19 protein-coding genes and 1 pseudogene are annotated in these 23,985 nt (G+C 71.1%); 7 read left to right on the top strand and 13 right to left on the bottom strand.

What is annotated here, in order from left to right; genetic code table 11:
• Positions 1-21 precede the first annotated feature (21 nt).
• From ABD339_RS06460 to panB, 3 genes are all read right to left on the bottom strand, one after another.
• Positions 22-903: an ABC transporter permease gene (locus tag ABD339_RS06460; RefSeq protein ID WP_425575902.1), complete on the bottom strand. Its 882-nt coding sequence runs from the start codon at positions 901-903 to the stop codon at positions 22-24.
• Positions 900-1,901, bottom strand: coding sequence for an ATP-binding cassette domain-containing protein (locus ABD339_RS06455; protein ID WP_344563033.1), 1,002 nt, complete (start codon positions 1,899-1,901; stop codon positions 900-902). Before ABD339_RS06455 ends, ABD339_RS06460 begins: the two co-directional genes overlap by 4 nt.
• A gap of 279 nt (positions 1,902-2,180) precedes the next feature.
• Positions 2,181-3,053 (bottom strand): 3-methyl-2-oxobutanoate hydroxymethyltransferase, encoded by an 873-nt coding sequence (gene panB / locus ABD339_RS06450; RefSeq protein ID WP_344563031.1) that lies wholly within the window; start codon positions 3,051-3,053, stop codon positions 2,181-2,183.
• An 819-nt stretch (positions 3,054-3,872) separates the two neighbouring features.
• Between panB and ABD339_RS06445 the strand changes: the two genes are divergently transcribed.
• Positions 3,873-4,796: an endonuclease/exonuclease/phosphatase family protein gene (locus ABD339_RS06445; RefSeq protein ID WP_425575909.1), complete on the top strand. Its 924-nt coding sequence runs from the start codon at positions 3,873-3,875 to the stop codon at positions 4,794-4,796.
• A gap of 422 nt (positions 4,797-5,218) precedes the next feature.
• Entirely contained in the window at positions 5,219-6,454 is a 1,236-nt protein-coding gene (locus tag ABD339_RS06440; RefSeq protein WP_344563027.1) for an MFS transporter, read from the top strand.
• 218 nt (positions 6,455-6,672) lie between these two features.
• On the opposite strand, the gene ABD339_RS06435 is transcribed toward ABD339_RS06440, so the two are convergent.
• A complete protein-coding gene (locus ABD339_RS06435) occupies positions 6,673-8,424 on the bottom strand; it encodes an NAD+ synthase (RefSeq protein WP_344563025.1) in 1,752 nt (583 codons plus the stop codon).
• Between the two features lie 288 nt (positions 8,425-8,712).
• On the opposite strand from ABD339_RS06435, the gene ABD339_RS06430 reads away from it, so the two are divergent.
• Positions 8,713-9,765 carry a helix-turn-helix transcriptional regulator gene (locus tag ABD339_RS06430; RefSeq protein ID WP_344563023.1) on the top strand — a complete coding sequence of 351 codons (1,053 nt, stop codon included), beginning with the start codon at positions 8,713-8,715 and terminating at the stop codon, positions 9,763-9,765.
• 199 nt (positions 9,766-9,964) lie between these two features.
• Positions 9,965-11,170: a S8 family peptidase gene (locus ABD339_RS06425; RefSeq protein ID WP_344563019.1), complete on the top strand. Its 1,206-nt coding sequence runs from the start codon at positions 9,965-9,967 to the stop codon at positions 11,168-11,170.
• A 188-nt stretch (positions 11,171-11,358) separates the two neighbouring features.
• Here ABD339_RS06425 and ABD339_RS06420 read toward each other — a convergent pair whose 3' ends face one another.
• From ABD339_RS06420 to ABD339_RS06410, 3 genes are all read right to left on the bottom strand, one after another.
• Entirely contained in the window at positions 11,359-11,823 is a 465-nt protein-coding gene (locus tag ABD339_RS06420) for a hypothetical protein (protein ID WP_344563017.1), read from the bottom strand.
• Positions 11,824-11,958: 135 nt separating this feature from the next.
• Positions 11,959-12,147 carry a hypothetical protein gene (locus ABD339_RS06415; protein ID WP_344563013.1) on the bottom strand — a complete coding sequence of 63 codons (189 nt, stop codon included), beginning with the start codon at positions 12,145-12,147 and terminating at the stop codon, positions 11,959-11,961.
• Position 12,148: 1 nt separating this feature from the next.
• Positions 12,149-12,364: a hypothetical protein gene (locus ABD339_RS06410; RefSeq protein ID WP_344563011.1), complete on the bottom strand. Its 216-nt coding sequence runs from the start codon at positions 12,362-12,364 to the stop codon at positions 12,149-12,151.
• A gap of 138 nt (positions 12,365-12,502) precedes the next feature.
• Between ABD339_RS06410 and ABD339_RS33710 the strand changes: the two are divergent.
• A pseudogene (locus tag ABD339_RS33710) lies at positions 12,503-12,628 on the top strand (helix-turn-helix domain-containing protein); the annotation flags it as partial.
• A 60-nt stretch (positions 12,629-12,688) separates the two neighbouring features.
• Here the strand turns inward: ABD339_RS33710 and ABD339_RS06405 are convergent.
• From ABD339_RS06405 to ABD339_RS06395, 3 genes are all read right to left on the bottom strand, one after another.
• Positions 12,689-13,213, bottom strand: coding sequence for an RICIN domain-containing protein (locus tag ABD339_RS06405; protein ID WP_344563009.1), 525 nt, complete (start codon positions 13,211-13,213; stop codon positions 12,689-12,691).
• A gap of 290 nt (positions 13,214-13,503) precedes the next feature.
• Positions 13,504-14,175: an FMN reductase gene (locus ABD339_RS06400; protein WP_344563007.1), complete on the bottom strand. Its 672-nt coding sequence runs from the start codon at positions 14,173-14,175 to the stop codon at positions 13,504-13,506.
• Complete coding sequence (locus ABD339_RS06395; protein ID WP_344563129.1) at positions 14,172-15,308, bottom strand: LLM class flavin-dependent oxidoreductase; 1,137 nt, start codon at positions 15,306-15,308, stop codon at positions 14,172-14,174. Before ABD339_RS06395 ends, ABD339_RS06400 begins: the two co-directional genes overlap by 4 nt.
• A gap of 377 nt (positions 15,309-15,685) precedes the next feature.
• Between ABD339_RS06395 and ABD339_RS06390 the strand changes: the two genes are divergently transcribed.
• Together ABD339_RS06390 and ABD339_RS06385 are read left to right on the top strand one after the other, a co-directional pair.
• A complete protein-coding gene (locus ABD339_RS06390; RefSeq protein ID WP_344563005.1) occupies positions 15,686-17,047 on the top strand; it encodes a glutamine synthetase family protein in 1,362 nt (453 codons plus the stop codon).
• Between the two features lie 76 nt (positions 17,048-17,123).
• Entirely contained in the window at positions 17,124-20,081 is a 2,958-nt protein-coding gene (locus ABD339_RS06385) for a bifunctional [glutamine synthetase] adenylyltransferase/[glutamine synthetase]-adenylyl-L-tyrosine phosphorylase (protein WP_344563127.1), read from the top strand.
• Positions 20,082-20,151: 70 nt separating this feature from the next.
• Here the strand turns inward: ABD339_RS06385 and ABD339_RS06380 are convergent, their stop codons facing one another.
• From ABD339_RS06380 to ABD339_RS06370, 3 genes are all read right to left on the bottom strand, one after another.
• A complete protein-coding gene (locus ABD339_RS06380; RefSeq protein ID WP_344563003.1) occupies positions 20,152-21,009 on the bottom strand; it encodes a phosphatase PAP2 family protein in 858 nt (285 codons plus the stop codon).
• A 97-nt stretch (positions 21,010-21,106) separates the two neighbouring features.
• Complete coding sequence (locus tag ABD339_RS06375; protein WP_344563001.1) at positions 21,107-22,147, bottom strand: LacI family DNA-binding transcriptional regulator; 1,041 nt, start codon at positions 22,145-22,147, stop codon at positions 21,107-21,109.
• A 25-nt stretch (positions 22,148-22,172) separates the two neighbouring features.
• Entirely contained in the window at positions 22,173-23,942 is a 1,770-nt protein-coding gene (locus ABD339_RS06370) for a glycoside hydrolase family 13 protein (RefSeq protein WP_344563000.1), read from the bottom strand.
• Positions 23,943-23,985 lie beyond the last annotated feature (43 nt).

Below are 23,985 nucleotides of genomic sequence, written 5' to 3'. Positions count from 1 at the left end.
CACCCCACCCCCGACAGACCGTCAGGTCTTCTTGCGGAATTTGGAGATGGCCAGCGGCGCGGTCAGCACCGTGAGGCCGACCGACCAGATCACGGTCCACATCACCGGGTTCGCCACCGCACCCTCGCCCAGCATCAGGCCGCGTGCCGAGTTGGCCACATGGGTCAGCGGGTTGACGTCGGTGAACGCCTTCAGCCAGCCGGGCATCGTGCCGGTCGGCACGAACACCGAGGAGCCGAACTGCATCGGCATCAGCACCAGGAAGGAGACTCCCTGCACGGCCTGTGCCGTGCTCATGGTCAGCCCCAGCAGGATGAAGATCCACAGCAGCGAGGCGCCGAACAGCGCGGTCAGGCCGACGGCCGCGAGCATGCCGAGCCAGTGCCCGTGGACGTCGAAGCCCACCAGGAATCCGACGGACAGCAGGACCGCGATCGCCACGAGCATCCGGGCGACCTCGACCACGGACTTGGCGATCAGTACCGAGGAGCGGGCTATCGGCATGGACCGGAAGCGGTCCATGACCCCCTTGCGGAAGTCCTCGTTGATGCCGGTGCCGACGGCCATGGCGATGGACATGCCCATCATGCCCATCATGCCGGGGATCAGGTACTGCACGTACTGCTCACGGCTGCCGCCGCCGCCCCCGCCGCCGATGGCACCACCGAAGACGTAGACGAACAGCAGCGTGAAGATGATGGGCATCAGCAGCGCGTCCATCATCGATTCGGGGTCCTGCTTTATCTGAAGGGCGTTGCGGCGTACGAGCGCGCCGATGTGCCGCAGGTTCGCCCGCAGTCCGATCCGGCCCTCGTCCTTGCCGGACGGCACGGGCTGCGAGCCCGCCTCCCGCCCGGAGGATCCCCCGGTGGACTGGGGCGCTTTGACGGTGGCGGTACTCACGCCGCGACCTCCTCAAGCTCGTTCTCGTCGTCCTTGTGGGTGGCCTTCTGACCGGTCAGGGCCAGGAAGACCTCGTCCAGGCTGGGCAGGTGGGTGGCGATGTCGGCGATCGCGAAGCCGCGCTCGCCCAACAGGCCGACCACGGCGGTCAGTTGCTCGTCGCTGATGATCGGCACGCTCACCACGCCTGCCTCCTCGTCGGCCGTGGCACCCCCGATCCCGTCGAGCCCGGCCTGGGCGAGTGCGCCGACCATCCGGCTCAGCTCGCCCGGATCGGCGGGGCGGATCTCCAGCGTGCGACCGCCGACCTTCGCCTTCAGCTCGGGCACCCGCCCCTCGGCGATGATCTTGCCCCGGTCGATGACCGTCAGCTCCTTGGCGAGCTGTTCGGCCTCCTCCATGTACTGGGTCGTGAGCAGCACGGTGTTGCCGTCCGCCACGATGTTGTGCACCTCGGCCCACACCTCGTTGCGGGTGCGGGGGTCGAGGCCCGTCGTCGGTTCGTCCAGATACAGCACCTTGGGGCGGCCGATCATGGAGGCGGCCAGGTCGAGCCTGCGCCGCATGCCGCCGCTGTACTTGCTGGCCGGCCGCTTGGCGGCCTCGGTCAGGGAGAAGCGCTCCAGCAGCTCGTCGGCGCGCTTGCGCGCCTCCGTGCGGGACAGATCGAGCAGCCGCCCGATCATGTAGAGGTTCTCCCTGCCCGAAAGCTTCTCGTCCACCGAGGCGTACTGCCCGGTGAGTCCTATGGTGCGCCGCAGCTGGCGGGGCTGGCGCACCACGTCGTACCCCGCGACCTTCGCCGAGCCCGCGTCGGGCTGCAGCAGGGTGGAGAGGATCCTGACGAGGGTCGTCTTGCCCGCCCCGTTGGGCCCCAGCACACCCATGACGGTGCCCTCGCGTACATCCAGGTCGATGCCGTCGACGGCCTTCGTCTCCCCGAAGTGCTTCACCAGTCCGCGGACCTCGACCGCGTTCGTCGTCTTCTCTCGCGTCATGAGGACAATGTGCCAGGCGGCACCGACAAACGACCGACATCCCACCTACAGCCCGGCCCCCGCACGGCCCGCACCCGCGCCCCGCCCCTCGCGGACGCGGACATTCCGCGAGGGACGGGCGCGAGGGACGGGCACGAAAGGCGACACGAGGGACGGGCACGAAAGGCGGCACGAGGGACGGGCACGAAAGGCGGCACGAGGGACGGGCACGAAAGGCGGCACGAGGGACGGGCACGAAAGGCGGCACGAGGGACGGCACCGGGCACCCGGCGGGCGGCTCTACCGGAAGCTGTGCTGCTCCTCCGGGAACCCGCCGGAGGTGACGTCCTCGGCGAAGGCGCGGGCCGCGTCGCCGAGTGCGCCGCGCAGTTCGGCGTACCGCTTCACGAAGCGCGGCAGCTTGCCCGGGGTGAGTCCGGCCATGTCCGTCCAGACCAGGACCTGCGCGTCGCACTCGGGGCCGGCTCCGATGCCGACGGTCGGGATGTGCAGCGAGCGCGTGACCTCCGTGGCGGTCGGCGTGGGCACCGTCTCCATCACCACGGCGAAGGCGCCCGCGTCCTGCACGGCCTTCGCGTCCCGCAGCAGCTGCGCCGCCGCTTCCTCGCCCCGTCCCTGCACGCGGTACCCCATCGTGTGAACGGATTGCGGGGTCAGCCCGATGTGCGCCATCACGGGGATGCCGGACTGGACGAGGAGCCGGATCTGTTCAGCCGAGCGCTCGCCCCCCTCCAGCTTCACCGCTCCGGCCCCGGCCTCCTTGACGAGCCGGGTGGCGCTGCGCAGTGCCTGGACCGCGCCTTCCTGGTAGGCGCCGAAGGGCAGGTCGGCGACGACCATGGCCCGGCTGGTGCCCCGTACGACGGCCGCCGTCAGCATGGCGATCTCGTCCATGGTGACGGGCACGGTGGTCTCGTACCCGAGGTGGCAGTTGCCCATCGAGTCTCCGACCAGCAGCACGGGGATGCCGGCCTCGTCGAAGACCGAGGCGGTCATGGCGTCGTAGGCGGTGAGCATGGGCCACTTCTCGCCCCGCTCCTTGGCGAGTGCGAGGTCCCGCACGCTCACGCGGCGATTGCGCTTGCCGCCGTACAGGGCGCTCAGGGTGGGAGTCTCGTCCTGTTTCCGGGCAGGCTGCGTCGGCTGCTGCATGGCTGAACTCCTGTGTCGTCGTCTCGAAGCGCCCCTGCGGCGTCTCCGGATCCACGCCCATGCTGGCACGCGCGCCCCGCCGCCGGTAGTGCGCCGGATGGCCGTTCCCGGACGGCCGGGGGAAGCGGAACCGGGCCGTGGGACCGCCCGGGCGGACGACTTCTCCCTGACTCTCCTGAACTCCCCGGACTCTCCTTGCCTCCCTGGCCCTCTCACCCCTCCCACCTCTCTCATTTCTTCCATCTCTCCCGTCTCTCCGGCCCCCTGACTCTCCCGAGTCGGTCCGTGGCGCTCCGCGCGTCTGGGAGGATTTCCCCGAGGGCCTGCCCGCCGGTTCGCCGGCGGCGCGCGGACGCTGTGCGGGCGGCAGGTAGGGCGGGGGGCGGCCACGCATCCCGGGTGGGGTGCGCCGGTATGCCGCGACCCTATGTGCGCGTTGTGTCACAGGCAGGGGTAAGCGGAACCTGCCGGGCCACCGCACACGTCCCTCATTCACAGGACGAAAGCCGCAGTTGGGCCGAAGGGTTCAACCGCAGAACAACCGGTATCCCCTAACGTTCATCGGACACCGGATCCCGGCCCCCGGGCACTGCCCCGGATGCCGGACCCGGGACCGGATACCGGACACAGGGCACCGGACATGACAGCAACGGGCACCAGCACAGGCGAGTGAGGACGGCGATGGCGCGCGCGCAGACAGCGGAGGCCGCACACCCCGTGGAGGGCGGCGACCGGCCGGGATTTCTGTCCCGGTACGCGGGCCGCAAGCGACGCCCGGGCGGCTCCGGGCCGGGTCGCTCCCGCTGGGGCGGCCGGAAGATGTGGCGCCGCGGCTGGGTGCTGGCCGCCTTGTCGATCCTGCTCGGGCTGGCCTTCGTCCTGCACTCCGAGATCCCCAACTCCATCGGGAACGGCGGCTCGCTGTGGGAGACGTTCCTCCCCTGGGGCGGGCTGCTGATCATCCCTCTGCTGGGTCTGGCCCTGCTGCGCCGCGCCCCGGTGGCGCTGATCGCGCTGCTGCTGCCGACGCTGGTGTGGGTGAACCTGTTCGGCGGGTCGATCAACGACAAGTCCGGCTCCGGGGGCGACCTCACCGTCCTCACCCACAACGTCAACGCCGACAACCCGGACCCGGCGGGCACCGCGCGCTCCCTCGCGCACTCGGGCGCCGGTGTCGTCGCGCTGGAGGAGGTCACCGGGCGGCAGGCCGGCGTCTACCGCAAGGGGCTGGCGGCCTCGCACCCGCACCACAAGCTCATGGGCACGGTCGGGCTGTGGAGCAAGTATCCGATGAAGGACATCCGCTCCGTGGACATCAAGATGGGCTGGCCGCGCGCCATGCGGGCCACCGTCGAGACCCCGAAGGGCGAGGTCGCGGTCTATGTGGCGCATCTGCCCTCGGTCCGCGTCCAGTTCCGCTCGGGCTTCACGGCCGGGAAGCGGGACGGCAGCGCGCAGGCGCTCGGCGACGCCATAGAGCGGGACAAGGCCGCCAGGGTCGTCCTGCTCGGCGATCTCAACGGCACCATGAACGACCGCGCCCTCGCCCCGATCACCTCCCAGATGCGCTCGGCGCAGGGCGCGGCCGGCAGCGGGTTCGGCTTCAGCTGGCCCGCCTCGTTCCCGATGGCCCGCATCGACCAGATCATGGTGAGGGGCGTCGGCCCGGTCTCCGCCTGGTCGCTGCCCTCCACCGGCAGCGACCACCTGCCCATCGCGGCCCGGGTGAAGCTCTCGGACTGAGTGCGTGGTGACGGACCGTGCACGCGCACGGTCCGTCACCGCATGCATACGTCTCGGGTCCTGTGGCCCGGGGTGCGTCGGACCTCTTGGATCCAGGGGTTCGCCGACCGGTAACGCCGCGTTTTGCGCCCTGGAACATCTGGCTGCGAGACTTTGTTCTACGGCAAAACATTACGGGCAGTGTCGCCCTCGTCCCTTTCCGCCCTCCGTCTCTCTGCCGTACCCCGCGCCGAGCGCGCGTCCGCTGAGCTGTGCTGAGCCGCGCTGAGCCGTGCACCCCTTGAGTGTGCAGGTGCTCAGCGCTCTCGTGCGCGCTCACGCCCGCTGTGCTCCGTGCCGTTCCGTATCCCGTCCGGGGTCGTATCCCGTCCCGGGTTCGTATCCCGTCCTGCTTCCGCACGTGTTCGAAAGGTTTTCTCCGCATGCCTCTGGCTCTGCTCGCACTCGCCGTGGGCGCCTTCGGTATCGGCACCACCGAGTTCGTGATGATGGGCCTGCTGCCGAACGTCGCCGACGACCTCGGCACGTCCGTCCCCACCGCGGGCTACCTCGTCTCCGCTTACGCCCTCGGTGTCGTGCTCGGCGCCCCGCTGCTGACCGCCGTCGGCGCCCGCATACCGCGCAAGACGATGCTGCTGCTGTTGATGGGCCTGTTCACCGTCGGCAACCTCGCCTCGGCTCTCGCGCCCGGGTTCGGCACCCTGCTGGCCGGACGCGTCCTGGCGGGGCTGCCGCACGGCGCCTTCTTCGGGGTCGGCGCGGTGGTCGCCGCCCGGCTCGTGAAGGAGGGCCGCTCGGCCCGCGCCGTGGCGACGATGTTCCTCGGGCTCACCGTCGCCAACATCGTCGGCGTACCCGGCGGCACCGCGCTGGGCCAGCAGCTCGGCTGGCGCGCCACCTTCGTGGTCGTCTCCGTCATCGGCCTGGCCGCCATGACCGCGCTCGCGCTGCTGGTGCCGCGCATTCCGCTGGAGCACCAGGGGGGCGTGCGGCACGAGCTGCGCGCCCTGGGTAGCCGTCAGGTGGTTCTCGGGCTGTTGACCGCCGTCTTCGGCTTCGGCGGGGTCTTCGCCGTCTACAGCTACCTCGCGTCGATGATGACGGAGGTCACCGGCCTCGCCGAGACCTCGGTGACCTGGGTCCTGGCCCTGTTCGGCATCGGCATGACGCTGGGCACGCTGGTCGCGGGCCCGCTCACCGACCGCGCCCCGCGCCGCACGCTGTACGCGGCACTCGGCGCGCTGGCCGTGCTCATGGTCGTCTTCCACTTCGCGGCGCCCGTGAAGTGGGCGGCGCTGCTGCTGGTGGGGCTGCTGGGAGCCGTCGGCTTCCTGATCACCACGCCGGTCCAGATGCTGGTGATGCGCGCGGCCTCCAACGCGCCGACGCTCGCCTCGGCTTCCAACCACTCCGCGTTCAACCTGGCCAACGCGGGCGGCGCGTGGCTCGGCGGCGTCGTCATCGCCGCCGGCTGGGGCTGGATGTCCCCGACGCTGGTCGGCGCGGTGCTGGCCCTGGCGGGCCTCGCCATCGCGGTCGTCGCCGGTGCGCTGGCCCGGGGGGACTCCCGGGTGGTGGCCCGCGGCGCCGAGGCCGGGACCGAGTACGAGATCGAGTACGAGGCCGAAGCGCCTGCCGGGGTGCGCTCGGGCGCCTGACCCGGGCGCCGGGCGTCCCTGCTCCGGGCGCCGGGCCTGCCTGGTCCGGAACCGACGAACGCCCCGGTCCGTACCGACGAACGCCGCGTCGCCGTCCGCTCTCAGCGGTTCGGCGGCGGGGCGCTCGCGTGGTGGGCTCCGGAGGGCCAGGGGGCCAGGGGGCCAGGGGGCCAGAGGCCGGGGCAGCCAGGGGCCCAGCGCAGCCGGAAAGGGAGGGTTCAGCCCTCGCGCCAGGCGTTCGTGATGGGCAGGCGGCGGTCCTTGCCGAAGCCCTTGGGGGAGATCTTCGTACCCGGCGGGTACTGGCCGCGCTTGTACTCGGCGCGGTCCGTCATCCGCAGGATCCGCCGCACCGTCTCCGCCTCGAACCCGGCCTCGATGATCTCGGCGGCGCCCTGGTCGCGGTCCACATAGAGCTTCAGGATGCGGTCGAGGACGTCGTAGTCCGGCAGCGAGTCCGTGTCCACCTGCCCGGGGCGCAGCTCCGCGCTGGGGGGCTTGGTGATGGACGCCTCCGGGATCGGCGGGGTGTGGCCGCGCTCCTCTGCGGCGCGGTTGCGCCACTTGGCCAGGCGGAAGATGTTCGTCTTGTAGACGTCCTTGATCGGGCCGTACGCGCCCACCGAGTCGCCGTAGAGCGTGGAGTATCCGACCGCCAGCTCCGACTTGTTGCCCGGGGCCAGCACGATGTGGCCCTCCTGGTTGGACACCGACATCAGCAGCGTGCCGCGCAGCCGCGACTGGAGGTTCTCCTCGGCGACGCCCGTGAGCCCGAGCGCGTCCATGTACGCGGTGAACATCGGTTCGATGGCGACCGTGCGGTAGTTGAGGCCGGTGCGCTCGGCCAGCTCGGCGGCGTCGTCCTTGGAGTGGTCCGAGGAGTAGCGGGAGGGCATCGAGATGCCGTACACGTTCCGCGCGCCCATCGCGTCGCAGGCGATGGCGGCCGTCAGCGCCGAGTCGATGCCGCCGGACAGGCCGATCAGCACCGAGCGGAAGCCGTTCTTGGCGGCGTAGGCGCGCAGGCCCACCACCAGCGCGGTGTAGATCTCCTCGTCGTCCGCCAGGCGCGGCGCCTCGCTGCCGGTGACCTCCGGCTCGTAGGCGGGCAGCGGCTCGGCGGAGACGACGGCGTGGTCGATGCGCAGCCCGTCGTCCACCACACCCGAGGGCGGGGTCGCGGGGGCCTCGGGCAGCTCCAGGTCGAGGACGACGCAGCCCTGCTCGAACTGGGGCGCGCGGGCCACGACCTGCCCCGCCGCGTCCACCACGATCGAGTCGCCGTCGAAGACCAGCTCGTCCTGGCCGCCGATCATCGCCAGATACGCGGTGGTGCAGCCCGCCTCCTGCGCCCGCTTGCGCACCAGCTCCAGGCGGGTGTCGTGCTTGTCGCGCTCGTAGGGGGAGGCGTTGATCGACAGCAGCAGCCCGGCGCCCGCGCTGCGCGCCGCCGGGACCCGGCCGCCGTCCTGCCACAGGTCCTCGCAGATGGCGAGCGCCACATCGACGCCGCGGACCCGCACGACGGGCATGCTGTCGCCCGGCACGAAGTAGCGGAACTCGTCGAAGACGCCGTAGTTGGGCAGATGGTGCTTGGCGAACGCCAGGACGACCTCGCCGCCGTGCAGCACCGCCGCCGCGTTCTGCGGGGAGCCGGCCGGCTGGCCGTAGCGGGGCTGGGCCTGCTCGCAGCGGTCCAGATAGCCGACGACGACGGGTACCTGTCCGAAGCCCTCCTCGGCCAGCCGCGCGGCCAGCTCCCGCAGCGCGGCCCTGCTCGCCTCGACGAACGAGCCGCGCAGCGCCAGATCCTCGACCGGATAGCCGGTCAGCATCATCTCCGGGAAGGCGACCAGATGGGCGCCTTGCTCGACGGAGTGCCGGGTCCACTCCAGGACCGAGGCGGCGTTGCCTTCCAGGTCGCCGACGGTGGAGTCGATCTGATTCAGGGCGAGACGTAGTTGAGCCACGCCGCCGAGTGTAATCGTCGCCCTGACGTTATGAGCGGGGGCGGGATGCGGGGGTGCTGGACGGGTGCCGTGCGGGTGCCGCACGGGCGGGCAGACCGGGGCGGCGGACCGGGGGTCGGCGTGGGCCGACGGGGATCGGCGGGGATCGGCGGGGTCGGCAGGGCCGACGGGACCGGCTGGGCCGGCAGGATCGGCGGGTGACTGATCGGGACTTCGCGGCATTCCACGGCATTCATCCGGGCACTGGCGGCGATCGGTCATTGACGCGAACTCGCCACCGTGGCCAGGATGCGCAGCATGTGGGAGGCACTGGATCTTGACCCTGCCCAGCAGCAGATCTACGAGGCCCTGGTCGATGGTGCCGTCACCGTCGCCGAACTGCGCTCCGCCACGGAAATGAGCGCCGCGGGGGTCAAAGCGGCGCTCTCGGCCCTGGAGCAGCTCAGCCTCGTGGGACGGTTCGCCGCCGAGCGGGGCGGCGAGGAGCGCTACCTGCCGGTGGCGCCGGAGATCGCCTTCGAATCGCTCCTGCTCGCCCGCGAGGAGGAGATCCACCGTACGCGCCGCCACATCCAGCTGCTGGCCGCCCGCTTCCGGATGAACGCCGTGGGCCGCGATCCCCTCGACCTGGTCGAGATCGTCACCGGCCGTGCCGCGGTCATCCGCCAGGTCGATCATCTCCAGCGCAGCGCGCGCCAGGAGATACGGGGCATCGACCGGCCCCCGTACGCCAACAGCGACCCGGACCGGCTCGACCCCAAGACCGGCATGATGCCGGTACAGGCGCAGACGATGGGACGCGGGGTCGGCTACCGCGTCATCTACGACACCGACGGACTCGCCACCTTCCACCGGCTGGACGCCGACATCGGGGCCGCCGCCGAACTGGGGGAGGAGGCCCGGGTGATGGCGGACACCCCGACGAAGATGCTGATCGCCGACGACCGCATCGCCCTGATCCCGCTGCGCGCGGCGCCGAACGAGCTGGCCAGCAGCGTTGTCGTCCACCCCTCCGGGCTGCTGGAGGTCCTGTGCGAGTTCTTCGAAGTGCTGTGGAGCCGGGCGCTGCCGATCTCCGAGTACCTGTCGGGCCACCGGGCCGGCGCCCCGGACGGGCCCAGCCCGGAGGAGGCCAGACTGCTGGCGCTGCTGACGACGGGGATGACCGATCAGGTGATGGCCCGGCAGCTCGGCGTCAGCTACCGCACCTTTCAGCGGCGGCTGCACGGGCTGATGGAGCGGCTGGGGGCCGCCACCCGGTTCCAGTTGGGAATGCGCGCCGCGAGCCTCGGCTGGGTGACTCCGACCCCCCACGCCCGCCCGCCCGAAGGGGCCGTCTGACAGCTGCCGAAAGGGCCGCTTGACGGCTGCCGAAAGGGCTGCCCGGCGGCTGCCCGAACCGCCACCAATGGCGGCTGATTTGCCGAATGCCCCTTCTGTGCCCGGCAATTGGATCTCTTGTCTCGGTCGTATCGATGCGCGTAGCGTGCTGAGCGCGCCCCCCACAGGCGCACCCCCCACACGAGGAGGAACCCTCCCCATGGCAGTGACGCGCAAGAAGCTTGCTCTCGGCATATCGGCGGCAGTGGCCGCCGCGGCCATCGGCTCGGTATCGGCGCTCCCCGCGACAGCGGCCCCTGTCGAGGGCAAGGTCGTCGGAGCCAACTCGGCCAAGGCCGTCAAGGGCAGCTACATCGTCACGATGAAGAAGTCGGCCCTCAGCACCAAGTCGCAGTCGGCGAAGGGCAAGTCCGTCATCGCCGAGCACGGCGGCAAGGTGAAGCGGACCTTCACGGCGGCCCTCAACGGATACTCGGCGAAGATGTCCGAGGACGAGGCCGAGAAGCTGGCCGCCGACCCGGCCGTCGACAAGGTCTACGCGAACCAGAAGCACCACATGACCGGCGAGCAGGCCGACCCGCCCTCCTGGGGCCTGGACCGCATCGACACCCCCGAGCTGAAGCTCGACAAGAAGTACACCTACCCCGACAGCGCGGGTGAGGGCGTCAACGCCTACATCATCGACACCGGCGTCCGCACCACCCACAAGGACTTCGGCGACCGCGCCAAGAGCGGCTTCGACGCGGTGGACGGCGACGACGACGCCACGGACGGCAACGGCCACGGCACGCACGTCGCCAGCACCGTCGCGGGCGAGGCGCACGGCGTGGCCAAGAAGGCCAACATCGTCGCGGTCCGCGTCCTCGACGACCAGGGCTCGGGCACCACCGAAGGCGTGGTCGCGGGCATCGACTGGGTGACCAAGAACGCCAAGGCGCCCTCGGTCGCCAACATGTCCCTCGGCGGCGGCGCGGACGAAGCGCTGGACACGGCGGTCGAGAACTCCATCAAGGCCGGAGTGACCTTCGCGGTGGCAGCCGGCAACGAGTCCTCCGACGCGGGCAACAGCTCGCCCGCGCGGGTTCCCGAGGCCATCACCGTCGGCGCGACGGACGACCAGGACGCGCAGGCCGAGTTCTCCAACTACGGCAAGGTCGTGGACCTCTACGCCCCCGGCGTGGACATCACCGGCGCGTGGAACACCGGCGACGACGCCACCGACACCATCTCCGGCACCTCGATGGCCTCCCCGCACGTGGCGGGCGCCGCGGCGGTGTACCTGTCGGGGCACAAGGACGCCAAGCCGGACGCGGTCTCCAAGGCCCTGACCGACGGCGCCGCCAAGGATGTCGTCGGCAACCCCGGCGAGGGCTCCCCGAACCTGCTGCTCAACGTTGTCGAGTGAGCACGATCGACTGATACGCCGGTTCGGTTGAGCCGAACCGGTGAGCTGAACCGCTGACCCAGCCGCGGCCCGGTGCCCCACACACCGGGCCGCGGCTGCGTGTTCGGCTCTTGCCCTTCTTGCACCGACCGCCGCGCGCGGGCCCCGAGAGCGGGCCCCCGCGCGGCGGTCGGCTTCAGCGTCGCAGTTCAGAGCGCGTGACGCCGGCCCTCTTCGCGGCGCGGACTCCGGGCGTACGGACGGCCCTTGTAGGAAACGCTGGCCGGGTCCTCCTCGGCCCTGGCAAGCCGCTTGTTCTCCTGCTCCCTCAGTCGCATGGCCGACGTCTGCGACATCGCGGCATTGCTGCCCGGGGCAAGCGGATTGCGAAGGTCACCGACCGACGCGCCGGACCCCGGGTCCGGGGAGACGCCGCCGTTGCGCAGCGGGACGACCTTCGTCGCGTAGTGGGAAACGCGGTGCGCCATGACGCCGGGGCCACCCCGGGCGAGGCTGCGCGCGCTGGCATTCGATGCCGGAAAGCTGTGGACGCGCAGATAGCGCTGGACCTCGCAGACGACCCGTTGTATCCCCCCGGGGACTGCCTGATATCTGGTGACAGTACCGAACCGTCGCAGGACGAGAGGAAACCCCTCCATGCCTGCTGCCGTCATGTGTCGCCGATAGGAGACGTGGTACCGCATCTTCTTCCTCGCTTGGTCGGCGTGTTCCAAGGCGTTCGCCTCGGCTCGCCTTCGTATACGAAGGAAAACGGCTTCCGGCTCATGTACTGACGAGATCTATACGAATCACCGGGGCGAGCGCGGCACGCGCCGTAGTTGATCTCCGTACCGGTAGATCATGATCGGTGCCTCGGCGGCGTCCTGGCTTGCGCTCAGCATGATCCGGTAGATGAAGGGTGCGGGCCCGGTCACCTGGACGACCTTGCCCGTCTTGCCCGTCTTCCGGTCCTGGGCGATCTCGCCCACGGCCCACATGTCAGACCGCCCGGAGGCCGTCGCGGGCGCCGTCGCCGCCCCCGTGTTTGCGGCGCAGATGTGCGCCGAAGAGCGCTTCGAGATCGGCGCGGGGTTTCGGGTCCCCCGCCGCGCGGTTGATCCGCGTCCGGTACCAGTCGCAGTCCGCGCACTCCGCCCGCTGCGCGGCGCGCTTCCGTCGCTCCATCGTGCCCGCCTCCCATGCGTCGTTACGCACTGTGGTTAGAACAACGGGGAAGGGCCTGCGATGGTGCGCTATGAGGAGGTTTCCTCATGGATGCCTCACCAAGTGACGTGCGTGCGCGACTAGTTAAGGCAGGTCAGCGTGGGTAGGAACCGCAAGCGGCCCGCAGGGATGAAGGTCCCGCCGAGCCTCGGTGAGGACATCCGCCGAGTGCGGCAGGCACGAGGCATCTCCCAGACGGCGTTCGCCGTCGCCACCGGATACACGCAGAGCTATGTGAGCCGTGTGACCGTAGGCCGTGGCCCGGTGCTGGGTGCACCGGGCCACGGGTTGTGCGAGGTGGGAGCCGCGTCAGGGTCAGACGAGGCGGAACTTCTGGTTGGCGCCGCCGTTCCAGTGGTACTGGATGATCGCCGCGCGGTCCGCCTGGCTGGCGCCTTCGACGTCGAAGTACTTGTTCGCGAACGTCTTGATGGCGACGTGGCCGCCGCCGGCGTTCGCGAGGTGGAACTTCTGGTTGGCGCCGTTGTGGCAGCGGTACTGGATGATGCGCGCGCGGTCGGCGTGGCTGGCGCCCTGGACGTCGAGGCACTTGCCCGCGAAGGTGCGGATCTCGTACATGCCGTTGCCGACGCCCCGCAGGTTGAACTTCTGGTTGGCGCCGTTGTGGCAGCGGTACTGGATGAGCCGTGCCCCGTCGGCGCGGCTGGCGCCCTCGACGTCGAGGCACTTGCCCGCGAAGGTCTTGATCTCCACCACCCGGTTGTGCGCGGCTGCCGGGGCTTCGGCGGCCTGCGCTCCGGCGGACATGCCGCCGGCGACGGCTGCGGCGGTGACGGCCGCGATGGAGAGACAACGCAGAGCTGTTGAACGAACCCGCATGTGGACCCCTCTTGTATGGAGCACTGGGTGAGTGCTGCCTGCGAGAGAGAGAATGGCTCACCGCCGGTCACCAGAAACGCCGATATGCCCGCATTCACCCGTCAGGGTGCCTGACGCGACATAAACCCGTGCTTTCGTGGGTTGCACTGATGTAACCGCGCAATTCAGCATACGGGTTCGTTATTCGACAGGATGAAGGGCCGCAAATGCGGGTTCGCGTGAGGCGATGCGATCCGATGCGTGAGGCGAATGGGCCCCGTACGGGGCCCATTCGGGCCCCGAGAGGCGGGCTACTTCTTCACGCGCAGGGCGGCCAATTGCTGTTCGAACGGGACTACTTCGGGGGCGGCCGAGTGTGGGCTTCCGGTGGTGGCGCGGGGGGCGGTCAGGGTGGCCAGTTCGCCGCCCGCTCGGGCTACGCGGCGGGGGAGGGAGGGGGTGAGGCCGTCGTCCGCCGTGGCCCAGTCGTCGGTTGCCGCGTAGACCGCCGTCGGTACGGTCACCGCGCGCAGGTAGGTGAACAGGGGGCGCAGCGCGTGCTCCAGTACCAGGGAGTGGCGCGGGGAGCCGCCGGTCGCACCGAGCAGGACCGGTGTTCCGGCCAGCGCGTCCTTGTCGGTCATGCCCACCACGTCGAAGAAGGATTTGAACAGGCCGCTGTAGGAGGCGGAGAAGACCGGGGTGACGGCGATCAGAGCGTCGGCGTCCGTCACCCTCTCCACCCCCTCCCTCAATTCGTCACCGGTCAAGCCGGTGACGAACGCGTGGGCGATCCCCGTCGCCAGGCCGCGCAGTTCGACGACCTCGGTCTCGGTCTCCACGCGGTCCTCCGCCAGCGCGACCCGGGTCGCCTCCGCCAGCCGGTCGGCCAGCAGCCGGGTGGACGAGGGCTCGCCCAGCCCGGCCGAGACGACGGTCAGACGTACCGGCCGTACGGGCTGGGTGTGTGGTGCGGCTGTCATACGGCGGCCCCTTCCTGCTCAGGCTCGTCATTCGGTACGGCGCCATCCCGTGCGGCAGCACTGCGCACGGCTGCGGCCCGCGCCGCGTGGGTGGGCGCGTCCGCCGTTCCGGCCGGGCGGCCGGCGGCCATTTCCTTCCGCAGCACCGGGACGACCTCCTCGCCGAGCATGTCCAGTTGTTCCAGGACGGTCTTCAGCGGCAGGCCCGCGTGGTCCATGAGGAAGAGCTGGCGCTGGTAGTCGCCGAAGTGCTCACGGAAGGTCAGGGTCTTCTCGATGACCTCCTGCGGGCTGCCGACGGTCAGCGGCGTCTGGGAGGTGAACTCCTCCAGGCTGGGGCCGTGCCCGTAGACGGGTGCGTTGTCGAAGTAGGGGCGGAACTCGCGTACCGCGTCCTGGGAGTTGGGCCGCATGAACACCTGGCCGCCGAGTCCGACGAGGGCCTGCTCGCGGGTGCCGTGGCCGTAGTGCTCGAAGCGGTCGCGGTAGAGGTTGATCAGCCGCTGGAAGTGTCCGGTGGGCCAGAAGATGTGGTTGGCGAAGAAGCCGTCACCGTAGTAGGCGGCCTGTTCGGCGATCTCCGGGCTGCGGATCGAGCCGTGCCAGACGAACGGCGGGATGCCGTCGAGGGGGCGCGGCGTGGAGGTGAAGCCCTGGAGGGGCGTGCGGAAGCGGCCCTCCCAGTCCACCACGTCCTCGGTCCAGAGCTGGTGGAGCAGTGCGTAGTTCTCGATGGCCAGCGGGATGCCCTGCCGGATGTCCTGGCCGAACCAGGGGTAGACCGGGCCGGTGTTCCCGCGGCCCATCATCAGATCGACGCGGCCGTCGGCGATGTGCTGGAGCATCGCGTAGTCCTCGGCGATCTTGACCGGGTCGTTGGTGGTGATCAGCGTGGTAGCGGTGGACAGGAGCAGCCGCTCGGTGCGGGCCGCCAGGTAGCCGAGCATGGTGGTGGGGGAGGACGGGACGAAGGGCGGGTTGTGGTGCTCGCCGGTGGCGAAGACGTCGAGCCCGACCTCTTCGGCCTTGCGGGCGACGGTCAGGATCGCCTTGATCCGCTCGTGCTCCGTGGGGGTCCGCCCTGTCGTGGGGTCGGCGGTCACATCGCCGACGCTGAAGATCCCGAACTGGATGGGGGTGGCCGTCATGGTGCTCGCCGTCCTCCTGCGGATGGGGGTGACCTGGATGGGTGCCTGTTGTGCCGGCTGACCTCGCCGGCCGGGTGGCCGAAGAGGTTTAGTTGATCATTGAACTACATCCCCTTCAATGCTTCCGGCATCCCAGGAATTCCCACCGCGGGCCCGCGCACCCCTCTCGCCGCCCCCTGGTCTCCCATTGCCCGGCCGCCATCCGCCGCCCATCCCCGTCCTCGGCCCGCCGTGCCGGGGGACGCCTGTGAAACGATCAGTTCGGACCGGCAATCTTCCGGAAACCCTGTGGTGGAATGCTGATACGGCCCCACAGCGCCGGGCGACCCGAGCGAACCTCTCTGACCTGCAAGGATAGGCCCATGGACAAGCAGCAGGAATTCGTCCTCCGGACGCTGGAGGAGCGCGACATCCGGTTCGTCCGGCTCTGGTTCACCGACGTCCTCGGGTTCCTGAAGTCGGTCGCCGTCGCGCCCGCCGAGCTTGAGCAGGCGTTCGACGAGGGCATGGGCTTCGACGGCTCCGCCATCGAGGGCTTCGCCCGCGTCTACGAGTCCGACATGATCGCCAAGCCCGACCCCGGCACGTTCCAGATACTGCCCTGGCGGGCCGAGGCCCCCGGCACCGCCCGCATGTTCTGCGACATCCTCATGCCGGACGGCTCGCCCTCCTACGCCGATCCGCGCTACGTCCTCAAGCGGGCCCTGGCCCGCGCCTCCGATCTCGGATTCACCTTCTACATCCACCCCGAGATCGAGTTCTTCCTGCTCAAGGACAAGCCGGTGGACGGCACCCGCCCCACCCCCGCCGACTCCTCCGGCTACTTCGACCACACCCCGCAGAACGTCGGCATGGACTTCCGCCGCCAGGCCATCACCATGCTGGAGTCCATGGGCATCTCCGTCGAGTTCTCCCACCACGAGGGGGCACCCGGCCAGCAGGAGATCGACCTGCGCTACGCCGACGCGCTGTCAACGGCCGACAACATCATGACGTTCCGCCTGGTCATGAAGCAGGTCGCACTGGAGCAGGGGGTGCAGGCCACCTTCATGCCCAAGCCGTTCTCCGAATACCCCGGCTCCGGCATGCACACCCACCTCTCGCTCTTCGAGGGCGACCGCAACGCGTTCTACGAGTCCGGCGCCGAATACCAGCTCTCCAAGGTCGGCCGCTCCTTCATCGCCGGGCTGCTCCAGCACGCCGGGGAGATCTCCGCCGTCACCAACCAGTGGGTCAACTCCTACAAGCGCATCTGGGGCGGCGCCAACCGCACGGCGGGCGAGGGCGGCGAGTCCCCCTCCTACATCTGCTGGGGCCACAACAACCGCTCCGCACTGGTCCGCGTGCCCATGTACAAGCCCGGCAAGACCGGCTCCACCCGCATCGAGATGCGCTCCCTGGACGCCGGCGCCAACCCCTACCTCGCCTACGCGGTCCTCCTGGCCGCCGGCCTCAAGGGCATCGAGGAGGGCTACGAGCTGCCGCCCGGCGCCGACGACGACGTCTGGGCGCTCTCCGACGCGGAGCGCCGCGCCATGGGCATCGAGCCCCTGCCGCAGAACCTCGGCGAGGCGATCAGCCTCATGGAGCGCAGCGAGCTGGTCGCCCAGACCCTCGGAGAGCACGTTTTCGACTTCTTCCTGCGGAACAAGAAGCAGGAGTGGGAGGAGTACCGCAGTGAGGTGACCGCGTTCGAGCTGCGCAAGAGCTTGCCGGTGCTGTGAAGCCGCCGCCGGAGGCCGGGGAGGGACCAGGGCAGGACAAGGAGTGAGCGTGACACAGGGTGGGCGGCGCAACAGTATGTTCGGGCGGCTGCTGCGGCACGGGTTCACCGACCCCGACGCCGCGGAGCGCCTGCTCGCGTCCGGGGAACTGGCCCCCGTCCGCACGGACACCCTCTTCCTCGACGCCCTCGGCGCCACCGCCGACCCGGACCTCGCCCTCGTCGGTCTGCTGCGCCTGGTGGAGTCGCTCGGCGAGGACGCGCAGGCCCTCCTCGACACTCTGCGCGCCGCCAAGCCCCTGCGCGACCGCCTCCTCGGCGTCCTCGGGGCCTCCACCGCGCTCGCCGACCACCTCGCCCGGCACCCGGCGGACTGGCAGGCGCTGGTCACCTACGAATCCGCCGACCTGCACCCCGGAGTCGAGGAGTTCGAGGCCGCGCTGCGCGGTGTGGACGACCCTGACGCGCTGCGCGTCGCCTACCGCCGCGCCCTGCTGTCCATCGCCGCGCGCGACGTGTGCGGCACCAGCGATGTGGCCGATACCGCCGCCGAGCTGGCCGACCTGGCCACCGCCACCTTGCGCGCCGCGCTCGCGCTGGCCGAGTCCGAGGCCCCCGAGGACGCGGCGGCCTGCCGGCTCGCCGTCGTCGGCATGGGCAAGGCCGGCGGCCACGAGCTGAACTACGTCTCCGATGTGGACGTCATCTACGTCGCCGAGCCCACCGACGGCACGGACGAGGAAACCGCGCTCAAGGCCGCCAACCGGCTGGCCGCCCACCTCATGCGCATCTGCTCCGACACCACCGCCGAAGGCACCATCTGGCCCGTGGACGCCAACTTGCGCCCCGAGGGCCGCAACGGGCCGCTCGTGCGCACCCTCAGCAGCCACCTGGCCTACTACCAGCGCTGGGCCAAGACGTGGGAGTTCCAGGCGCTGCTCAAGGCCCGCCCCATGGCGGGCGATCCGGCGCTGGGCTTCGAGTACGTGGACGCCGTCTCACCGATGGTGTGGCAGGCATCCGAGCGGGACAACTTCGTCACCGACGTCCAGCAGATGCGCCGCCGCGTCGTCGCCAGCATCCCCGCGGCCCAGGTCGAGCGCGAGCTGAAGCTGGGGCCCGGCGGGCTGCGCGACGTCGAGTTCGCCGTACAGCTCCTCCAACTGGTGCACGGCCGCAGCGACGTCACGCTGCGCAGCCCCACCACCCTCGAAGCGCTCGACGCACTGGCCGCCGGCGGCTACGTCGGCCGCCAGGACGCGGCGGCGATGGATGCCGCCTACCGCTTCCTGCGCACCATGGAGCACCGCATCCAGCTCTACCAGATGCGCCGCACCCACCTGATGCCCGAGGCCGAGGCCGACCAGCGGCGGCTGGGGCGCTCGCTGGGGTACCGCAGCGAGCCCGTCACCGAACTGCACAAGGCATGGCGCCGCCACGCCTCAGCCGTGCGGCGGCTGCACGAGAAGCTGTTCTACCGGCCGCTGCTGGACGCCGTGGCGCAGCTCGACGCCGGGGAGGTCCGCCTCTCCACCCAGGCGGCCCGCCAGCGCCTCGAAGCCCTCGGCTACGCCGACCCCGCCGCCGCGCTGCGCCACCTGGAAGCGCTGGCCTCCGGGGTCAGCCGCAAGGCCGCCATCCAGCGCACCCTGCTGCCGGTGCTGCTGGGCTGGTTCGCCGACTCCGCCGACCCGGATGCCGGCCTCCTCGCCTTCCGCAAGGTCTCCGACGCGCTCGGCAAGACCCCCTGGTACCTGCGGCTGCTGCGCGACGAGGGCGCGGCGGCCGAGAACCTCGCCCGCGTCCTGTCCGCCGGCCGCTTCGCCCCCGACCTGCTGCTGCGCGCTCCCGAAGCCGTCGCCCTGCTCGGCGACGAGGGCGGCTTGCGGCCCCGCTCGCTCCGCGCGCTCACCCAGGAGACCCTGGCCGCCGTCAGCCGGGCCTCCGACGCGGAAGGAGCCGTCGTCGCGACCCGCGGGGTACGGCGCCGCGAGCTGTTCCGTACGGCCGCCGGCGACCTGATCGGCGCCTACGGTACCGAGGGTGTGGCCCCGCAGGACCCGGCCGAATCCCTCGACCGGGTCGGTGACGCGCTCACCGACCTCAACGCGGCGGCCCTGGCCGGGGCGCTGCGCGCCGCCGTCCGCGCCCAGTGGGGCGCCGAGCTGCCCACCCGCTTCGCCGTCATCGGCCTCGGCCGCTTCGGGGGCCACGAGATGAGCTACGGCTCCGACGCCGACGTGCTGTTCGTCCACGAACCCCGCGACGGCGTGGGCGAACACGAGGCCGGCAAGGCGGCCTTCGCCGTCGCCACCGAGATGCGCAGGCTCCTCCAGCTGCCCACCGCCGATCCGCCGCTGGTCATCGACGCCGACCTGCGCCCCGAGGGCAAGTCGGGTGCCCTGGCCCGCTCGCTGGACTCCTACGCCGCCTACTACCGGCGCTGGTCGCTGGTCTGGGAGAGCCAGGCGCTGCTGCGCGCCGAGTACGTTGCGGGCGACGAGGAACTGGCCGGGCGCTTCATGGAACTCATCGCACCCCTGCGCTACCCGGCCGGCGGCCTCAGCGAGGACTCCGTACGCGAGATCCGCCGCCTGAAGGCCCGCATGGAAAGCGAACGCCTGCCGCGCGGCGCCGATGCGACCACCCACACCAAACTGGGCCGGGGCGGGCTGACGGACGTCGAGTGGACCGTCCAGCTCATGCAGCTGCGGCACGCCGCCGAGATCCCCGGCCTGCGCACCACCCGCACCCGGGCCGCGCTGGCCGCCGCGCTGGAGGCCGGCCTCGTGGACGAGACGGACGCGGGCATCCTGGACGAGGCGTGGGTGCTGGCCTCGCGGGTGCGGAACGCGGCGATGCTGGTGCGGGGCCGCCCCGGCGACACCTTCCCCTCGGACTCGCGGGAACTGGGCGCGGTGGGGCGCTACCTGGGCTACGAGCCCGGACACGTGGGCGAGATGCTCGACGACTACCGCCGGGTCACGCGGCGGGCCCGCGGCGTGGTGGACCGGCTCTTCTACGACACGGAGTGAGTCCGGGCCCTCGTTCTCGGGCACCCGGCTGGAACATCGGCCCGCACGACGGGAAGGGCCGAAGGCCCGGTCACGCCGGGTTCGTCGCGAGGCGGGGAAGGCGGTAGGAGAGGCGCCCGTACCAGGTGCAGGAGACAGCGAAGCCGAGGCCGAGGCAGAGCAGGCCGCCGATCGCGTCGAGCCAGAAGTGGTTGGCGGTGCTGACGATGACCGCCAGCGTCGTCACCGGATACAGGACCCCCAGCACCTTCGCCCACACCGGCTTGGCCAGCATCGCGATGGTGATCCCGCACCACACCGACCACCCGATGTGCATCGAGGGCATGGCCGCGTACTGGTTGGACATCTGCGCCAGGTTCCCCGAGGCCATCGAACCCCAGGTCTGGTGCACCTGCACCGTGTCGATGAAGTGGCCGCCGGACATCAGGCGCGGGGGCGCCAGGGGGAAGAGGTAGAAACCCAGCAGGGCCAGGCCCGTGGTGGCGAACAGCACCAGCCTGGTGGCGGCGTACCGGCCGGGATGGCTGCGGTAGAGCCAGACGAGGACGCCGATGGTCACGATGAAGTGCAGCGTGGCGTAGTAGTAGTTCATCGTCAGGACCAGCCATGTGACACCGTTCACCGCATGGTTGATCGACTGCTCGACCGCGATGCCCAGGGCGTGCTCCGTCGCCCAGATCCAGTCCGCGTTGCGCAGGGCCTCGGCGCGCTGCTCGGGGACCGCGTTGCGGATCAGGCTGTACGTCCAGTAGCTGACCGCGATGAGGGCGATCTCGAACCAGATGCGGGGGCGCCGGGGAGAGCGGAGTCTCTGCAGCGGACCGGGCTTGGTGCGGGTAGGGGCTGATGCCGCCGGAGCTTCGGTGACGTCCTGTGCGGTGGCGTCCTGGCGGCGGTCTGCTGTGGTCCTCGTGGTCGGTACCCCCATAAGGCGACAGTCTGCCAGACGGGGGCACCCGGCCGATCATCCTGCGGTCGGGTCTTGGGCCGATTGCCTCGTCCTTACGTCTGATCTGCGCTGATACCTATGGCAGAGGCCCGGCCCCCCGACCGGCCGCCCGCTTGCCGCGCGACGCGGTGGAGCCCCGTACGACCAGTTCGGGGAGGAAGACGAACTCGGTGTGCGGCGCCGGGGTGCCCCCGATCTCCTCCAGCAGCGCGCGCACCGCCGCCTGCCCCATGGCGGTCACCGGCTGACGGATCGTGGTGAGGGGCGGATCGGTGAAGGCGATCAGCGGGGAGTCGTCGAAACCGATCACCGAGACATCGCCGGGCACGGTCAGCCGCCGGTGCCGGGCCGCGCGGATCGCGCCCAGCGCCATCATGTCGCTGGCGCACACGACCGCCGTACAACCCCGCTCCAGCAGTGTCAGCGCCGCGGCCTGGCCGCCTTCCAGGGTGAAGAGGGAGTGCTCGATCAGCTCGGCGGGGTCGGCGTCGAACTGCTCGCGCATCGCCTGGGTGAAGCCCTCGATCTTGCGCTGTACGGGCACGAACCGCTCGGGGCCCAGCGCCAGGCCGATGTGCTCGTGCCCGAGCGAGACCAGGTGGGTGACCGCCAGCCGCATGGCCGCCCGGTCGTCGGGCGAGACGAAGGGGGCACGCACCCCGGGGGAGAAGCCGTTGATGAGGACGAACGGCACCCCCCGGGCGTGCAGGCGCTCGTAGCGTCCGGTGTCCGCCGTGGTGTCGGAGTGCAGTCCGGAGACGAAGATGATTCCGGCCACACCCCGGTCCACCAGCATCTCGGTCAGCTCGTCCTCGGTGGAGCCGCCGGGGGTCTGGGTGGCGAGGACCGGGGTGTATCCCTGCCGGGTGAGGCCCTGCGCGATCACCTGCGCGAAGGCGGGGAATATCGGGTTGTCCAGCTCCGGGATGATCAGCCCGACCAGGCCCTCGCTGCGGCGGCGCAGCTTGACGGGGCGCTCGTACCCGAGCACGTCGAGCGCCGCGAGGACGGATTCACGGGTGGCCGCGGCGACACCCGGTTTGCCGTTGAGGACCCGGCTGACCGTGGCTTCGCTGACCCCCGCCTGTGCTGCGATGTCAGCTAGCCGTGCGGTCACAGGACTGGACCTTACCGGCAGTGCATCACGCTGCCCACCAAGTGCAGGAATTCGCCGGGATCAGCCTCGCCGCCGCGTTCGCCGGGTCCGCGGCGCCCGCTGGTTTCGCTGCGCCCCCTGCGTCCACCGGGTGCGCTGGGCGCGCTGTGGTCGCGGCTGCCGGGAGGACCGCGGCCGCCGTCGCGTTCGGGCCGTCCACGGGGGCCGCGCCGTCCGCCGGGTCCAGCGGGGCCGAGGAGAGCAGCAGCCGGCCCGGGACCGTCATCTCCACCGCGCTGTCACGGGTGTTGACCACGCACACCAGGCCCGGCCGCGACAGCGCCAGCACGCCCTCGGGCGCCGTCAGCCACTCCATCGCGCTGTCGCCCAGACCCGGCAGGCGCCGCCGCAGCCGCAGCGCGGTGCGGTACAGCTCCAGCGTCGAGTCCGGGTCGCCGGTCTGGCCCTGCACGGACAGCCCGCGCCACTCGGCGGGCTGCGGCAGCCAGCTGTCCCCCGGCCCGAAGCCGCAGGACGGGCCCTCGGTGTCCCAGGGCAGCGGTACCCGGCAGCCGTCGCGCAGCCCGTCCTGGCCGGCTTGGTCCCCGGCGGCCGTGGCCCGGAAGAACGCGGGGTCCTGCCGCGCCTCGTCGGGCAGCTCCCGCACCTCGGGCAGGCCCAGCTCCTCGCCCTGGTAGAGGTAGACCGAGCCGGGCAGGGCGAGCATCAGCAGCGCGGCGGCGCGGGCGCGCTCCAGGCTGCCGAGGCGGGTGCGGTGGCGTACGACGTCGTGGTTGGAGAGCACCCAGGTCGTCGGGGCGCCCACCCGGGTGGTCGCGGACATGGACTCCTCGATCACCTCGCGCAGCTCCCGCGCCTCCCAGCCGGCCCGCAGAAACTGGAAGTTGAACGCCTGGTGCAGCTCGTCGGGGCGCACGTACAGCGCCAGGCGCTCCGCGCTGGGGGCCCACGCCTCGGCGACGCCGATCCGGTCGGGGCCGTAGGACTCCAGCAGTCGGCGCCAGGAGCGGTGGATCTCGTGGACGCCGTCCTGGTCGAAGAACGGCAGCCGCTGCGCGCCGATCATGCGGGCCTGCTCTTTGCGGCCGATGTCGGGCAGCCCGGCCGCTTTGACCATGCCGTGTGCCACGTCGATGCGGAAGCCGTCCACGCCCAGGTCCAGCCAGAACCGCAGGACGGCGTCGAACTCGGCGTGTACCTGCGGGTTCTCCCAGTCCAGGTCGGGCTGTTCGGGGGCGAAGAGGTGGAGGTACCACAGCCCCTCGTCGCCCGGCAGGGGGCTCCAGGCGGGGCCGCCGAAGACGGACTCCCAGTCGTTGGGGGGCAGTTGACGTGCCTCCCCCCGGCCGGGCCGGATGTGGTAGCGGGCACGGGCCGCCTTGTCGCCCGCGAGCGCGTCACGGAACCAGGCGTGCTGGTCGGAGGTGTGATTGGGCACGATGTCCACGATGACGCGCAGGCCCAGGCCGTGTGCCTCGGCGATGAAGCTCTCGGCGTCGGCGAGGTCGCCGAACCGGGGATCGACGGCGCGGTAGTCGGAGACGTCATAGCCCCCGTCGGCCTGCGGGGAGGCGTAGAACGGGGTGAGCCACACCGCGTCCACACCGAGCCCCGCCAGATAGGGCAGCCGCTGCCGGGCGCCGGGCAGGTCGCCGATGCCGTCCCCGTCGCTGTCGGCGAACGAGCGGACGTACACCTGGTAGATGACGGCATCGCGCCACCAGCCGAGGGTCGGGGTGTCGGGAACCGGGCAGCCTGCGGGTGCGGGAAGGGAGCTGACGGCGTGCTGGGTCATGAGGTTTCCCTCTCGGGCGGGACCCGGGGCGGGTCGGGGAATC

It is taken from the genome of Streptomyces axinellae (assembly GCF_039532135.1).
GTDB classification, from domain to species: domain Bacteria; phylum Actinomycetota; class Actinomycetes; order Streptomycetales; family Streptomycetaceae; genus Streptomyces; species Streptomyces axinellae.
Note: the sequence above shows the minus strand (reverse complement) of the source record. Positions and strands in the feature narration are given on the sequence as shown.

Excerpts from the sequence above, each read along its gene's own strand:
- ABD339_RS06420 (WP_344563017.1), bottom strand. The coding sequence starts at position 11,823 with ATGACGGCAGCAGGCATGGAGGGGTTTCCTCTCGTCCTGCGACGGTTC.
- ABD339_RS06385 (WP_344563127.1), top strand. The coding sequence starts at position 17,124 with ATGTTCGGGCGGCTGCTGCGGCACGGGTTCACCGACCCCGACGCCGCG.
- ABD339_RS06440 (WP_344563027.1), top strand. The coding sequence starts at position 5,219 with ATGCCTCTGGCTCTGCTCGCACTCGCCGTGGGCGCCTTCGGTATCGGC.
- ABD339_RS06380 (WP_344563003.1), bottom strand. The coding sequence starts at position 21,009 with ATGGGGGTACCGACCACGAGGACCACAGCAGACCGCCGCCAGGACGCC.
- panB (WP_344563031.1), bottom strand. The coding sequence starts at position 3,053 with ATGCAGCAGCCGACGCAGCCTGCCCGGAAACAGGACGAGACTCCCACC.
- ABD339_RS06390 (WP_344563005.1), top strand. The coding sequence starts at position 15,686 with ATGGACAAGCAGCAGGAATTCGTCCTCCGGACGCTGGAGGAGCGCGAC.
- ABD339_RS06445 (WP_425575909.1), top strand. The coding sequence starts at position 3,873 with ATGTGGCGCCGCGGCTGGGTGCTGGCCGCCTTGTCGATCCTGCTCGGG.
- ABD339_RS06415 (WP_344563013.1), bottom strand. The coding sequence starts at position 12,147 with ATGTGGGCCGTGGGCGAGATCGCCCAGGACCGGAAGACGGGCAAGACG.
- ABD339_RS06405 (WP_344563009.1), bottom strand. The coding sequence starts at position 13,213 with ATGCGGGTTCGTTCAACAGCTCTGCGTTGTCTCTCCATCGCGGCCGTC.
- ABD339_RS06370 (WP_344563000.1), bottom strand. The coding sequence starts at position 23,942 with ATGACCCAGCACGCCGTCAGCTCCCTTCCCGCACCCGCAGGCTGCCCG.
- ABD339_RS06425 (WP_344563019.1), top strand. The coding sequence starts at position 9,965 with ATGGCAGTGACGCGCAAGAAGCTTGCTCTCGGCATATCGGCGGCAGTG.
- ABD339_RS06430 (WP_344563023.1), top strand. The coding sequence starts at position 8,713 with ATGCGCAGCATGTGGGAGGCACTGGATCTTGACCCTGCCCAGCAGCAG.
- ABD339_RS06455 (WP_344563033.1), bottom strand. The coding sequence starts at position 1,901 with ATGACGCGAGAGAAGACGACGAACGCGGTCGAGGTCCGCGGACTGGTG.
- ABD339_RS06400 (WP_344563007.1), bottom strand. The coding sequence starts at position 14,175 with ATGACAGCCGCACCACACACCCAGCCCGTACGGCCGGTACGTCTGACC.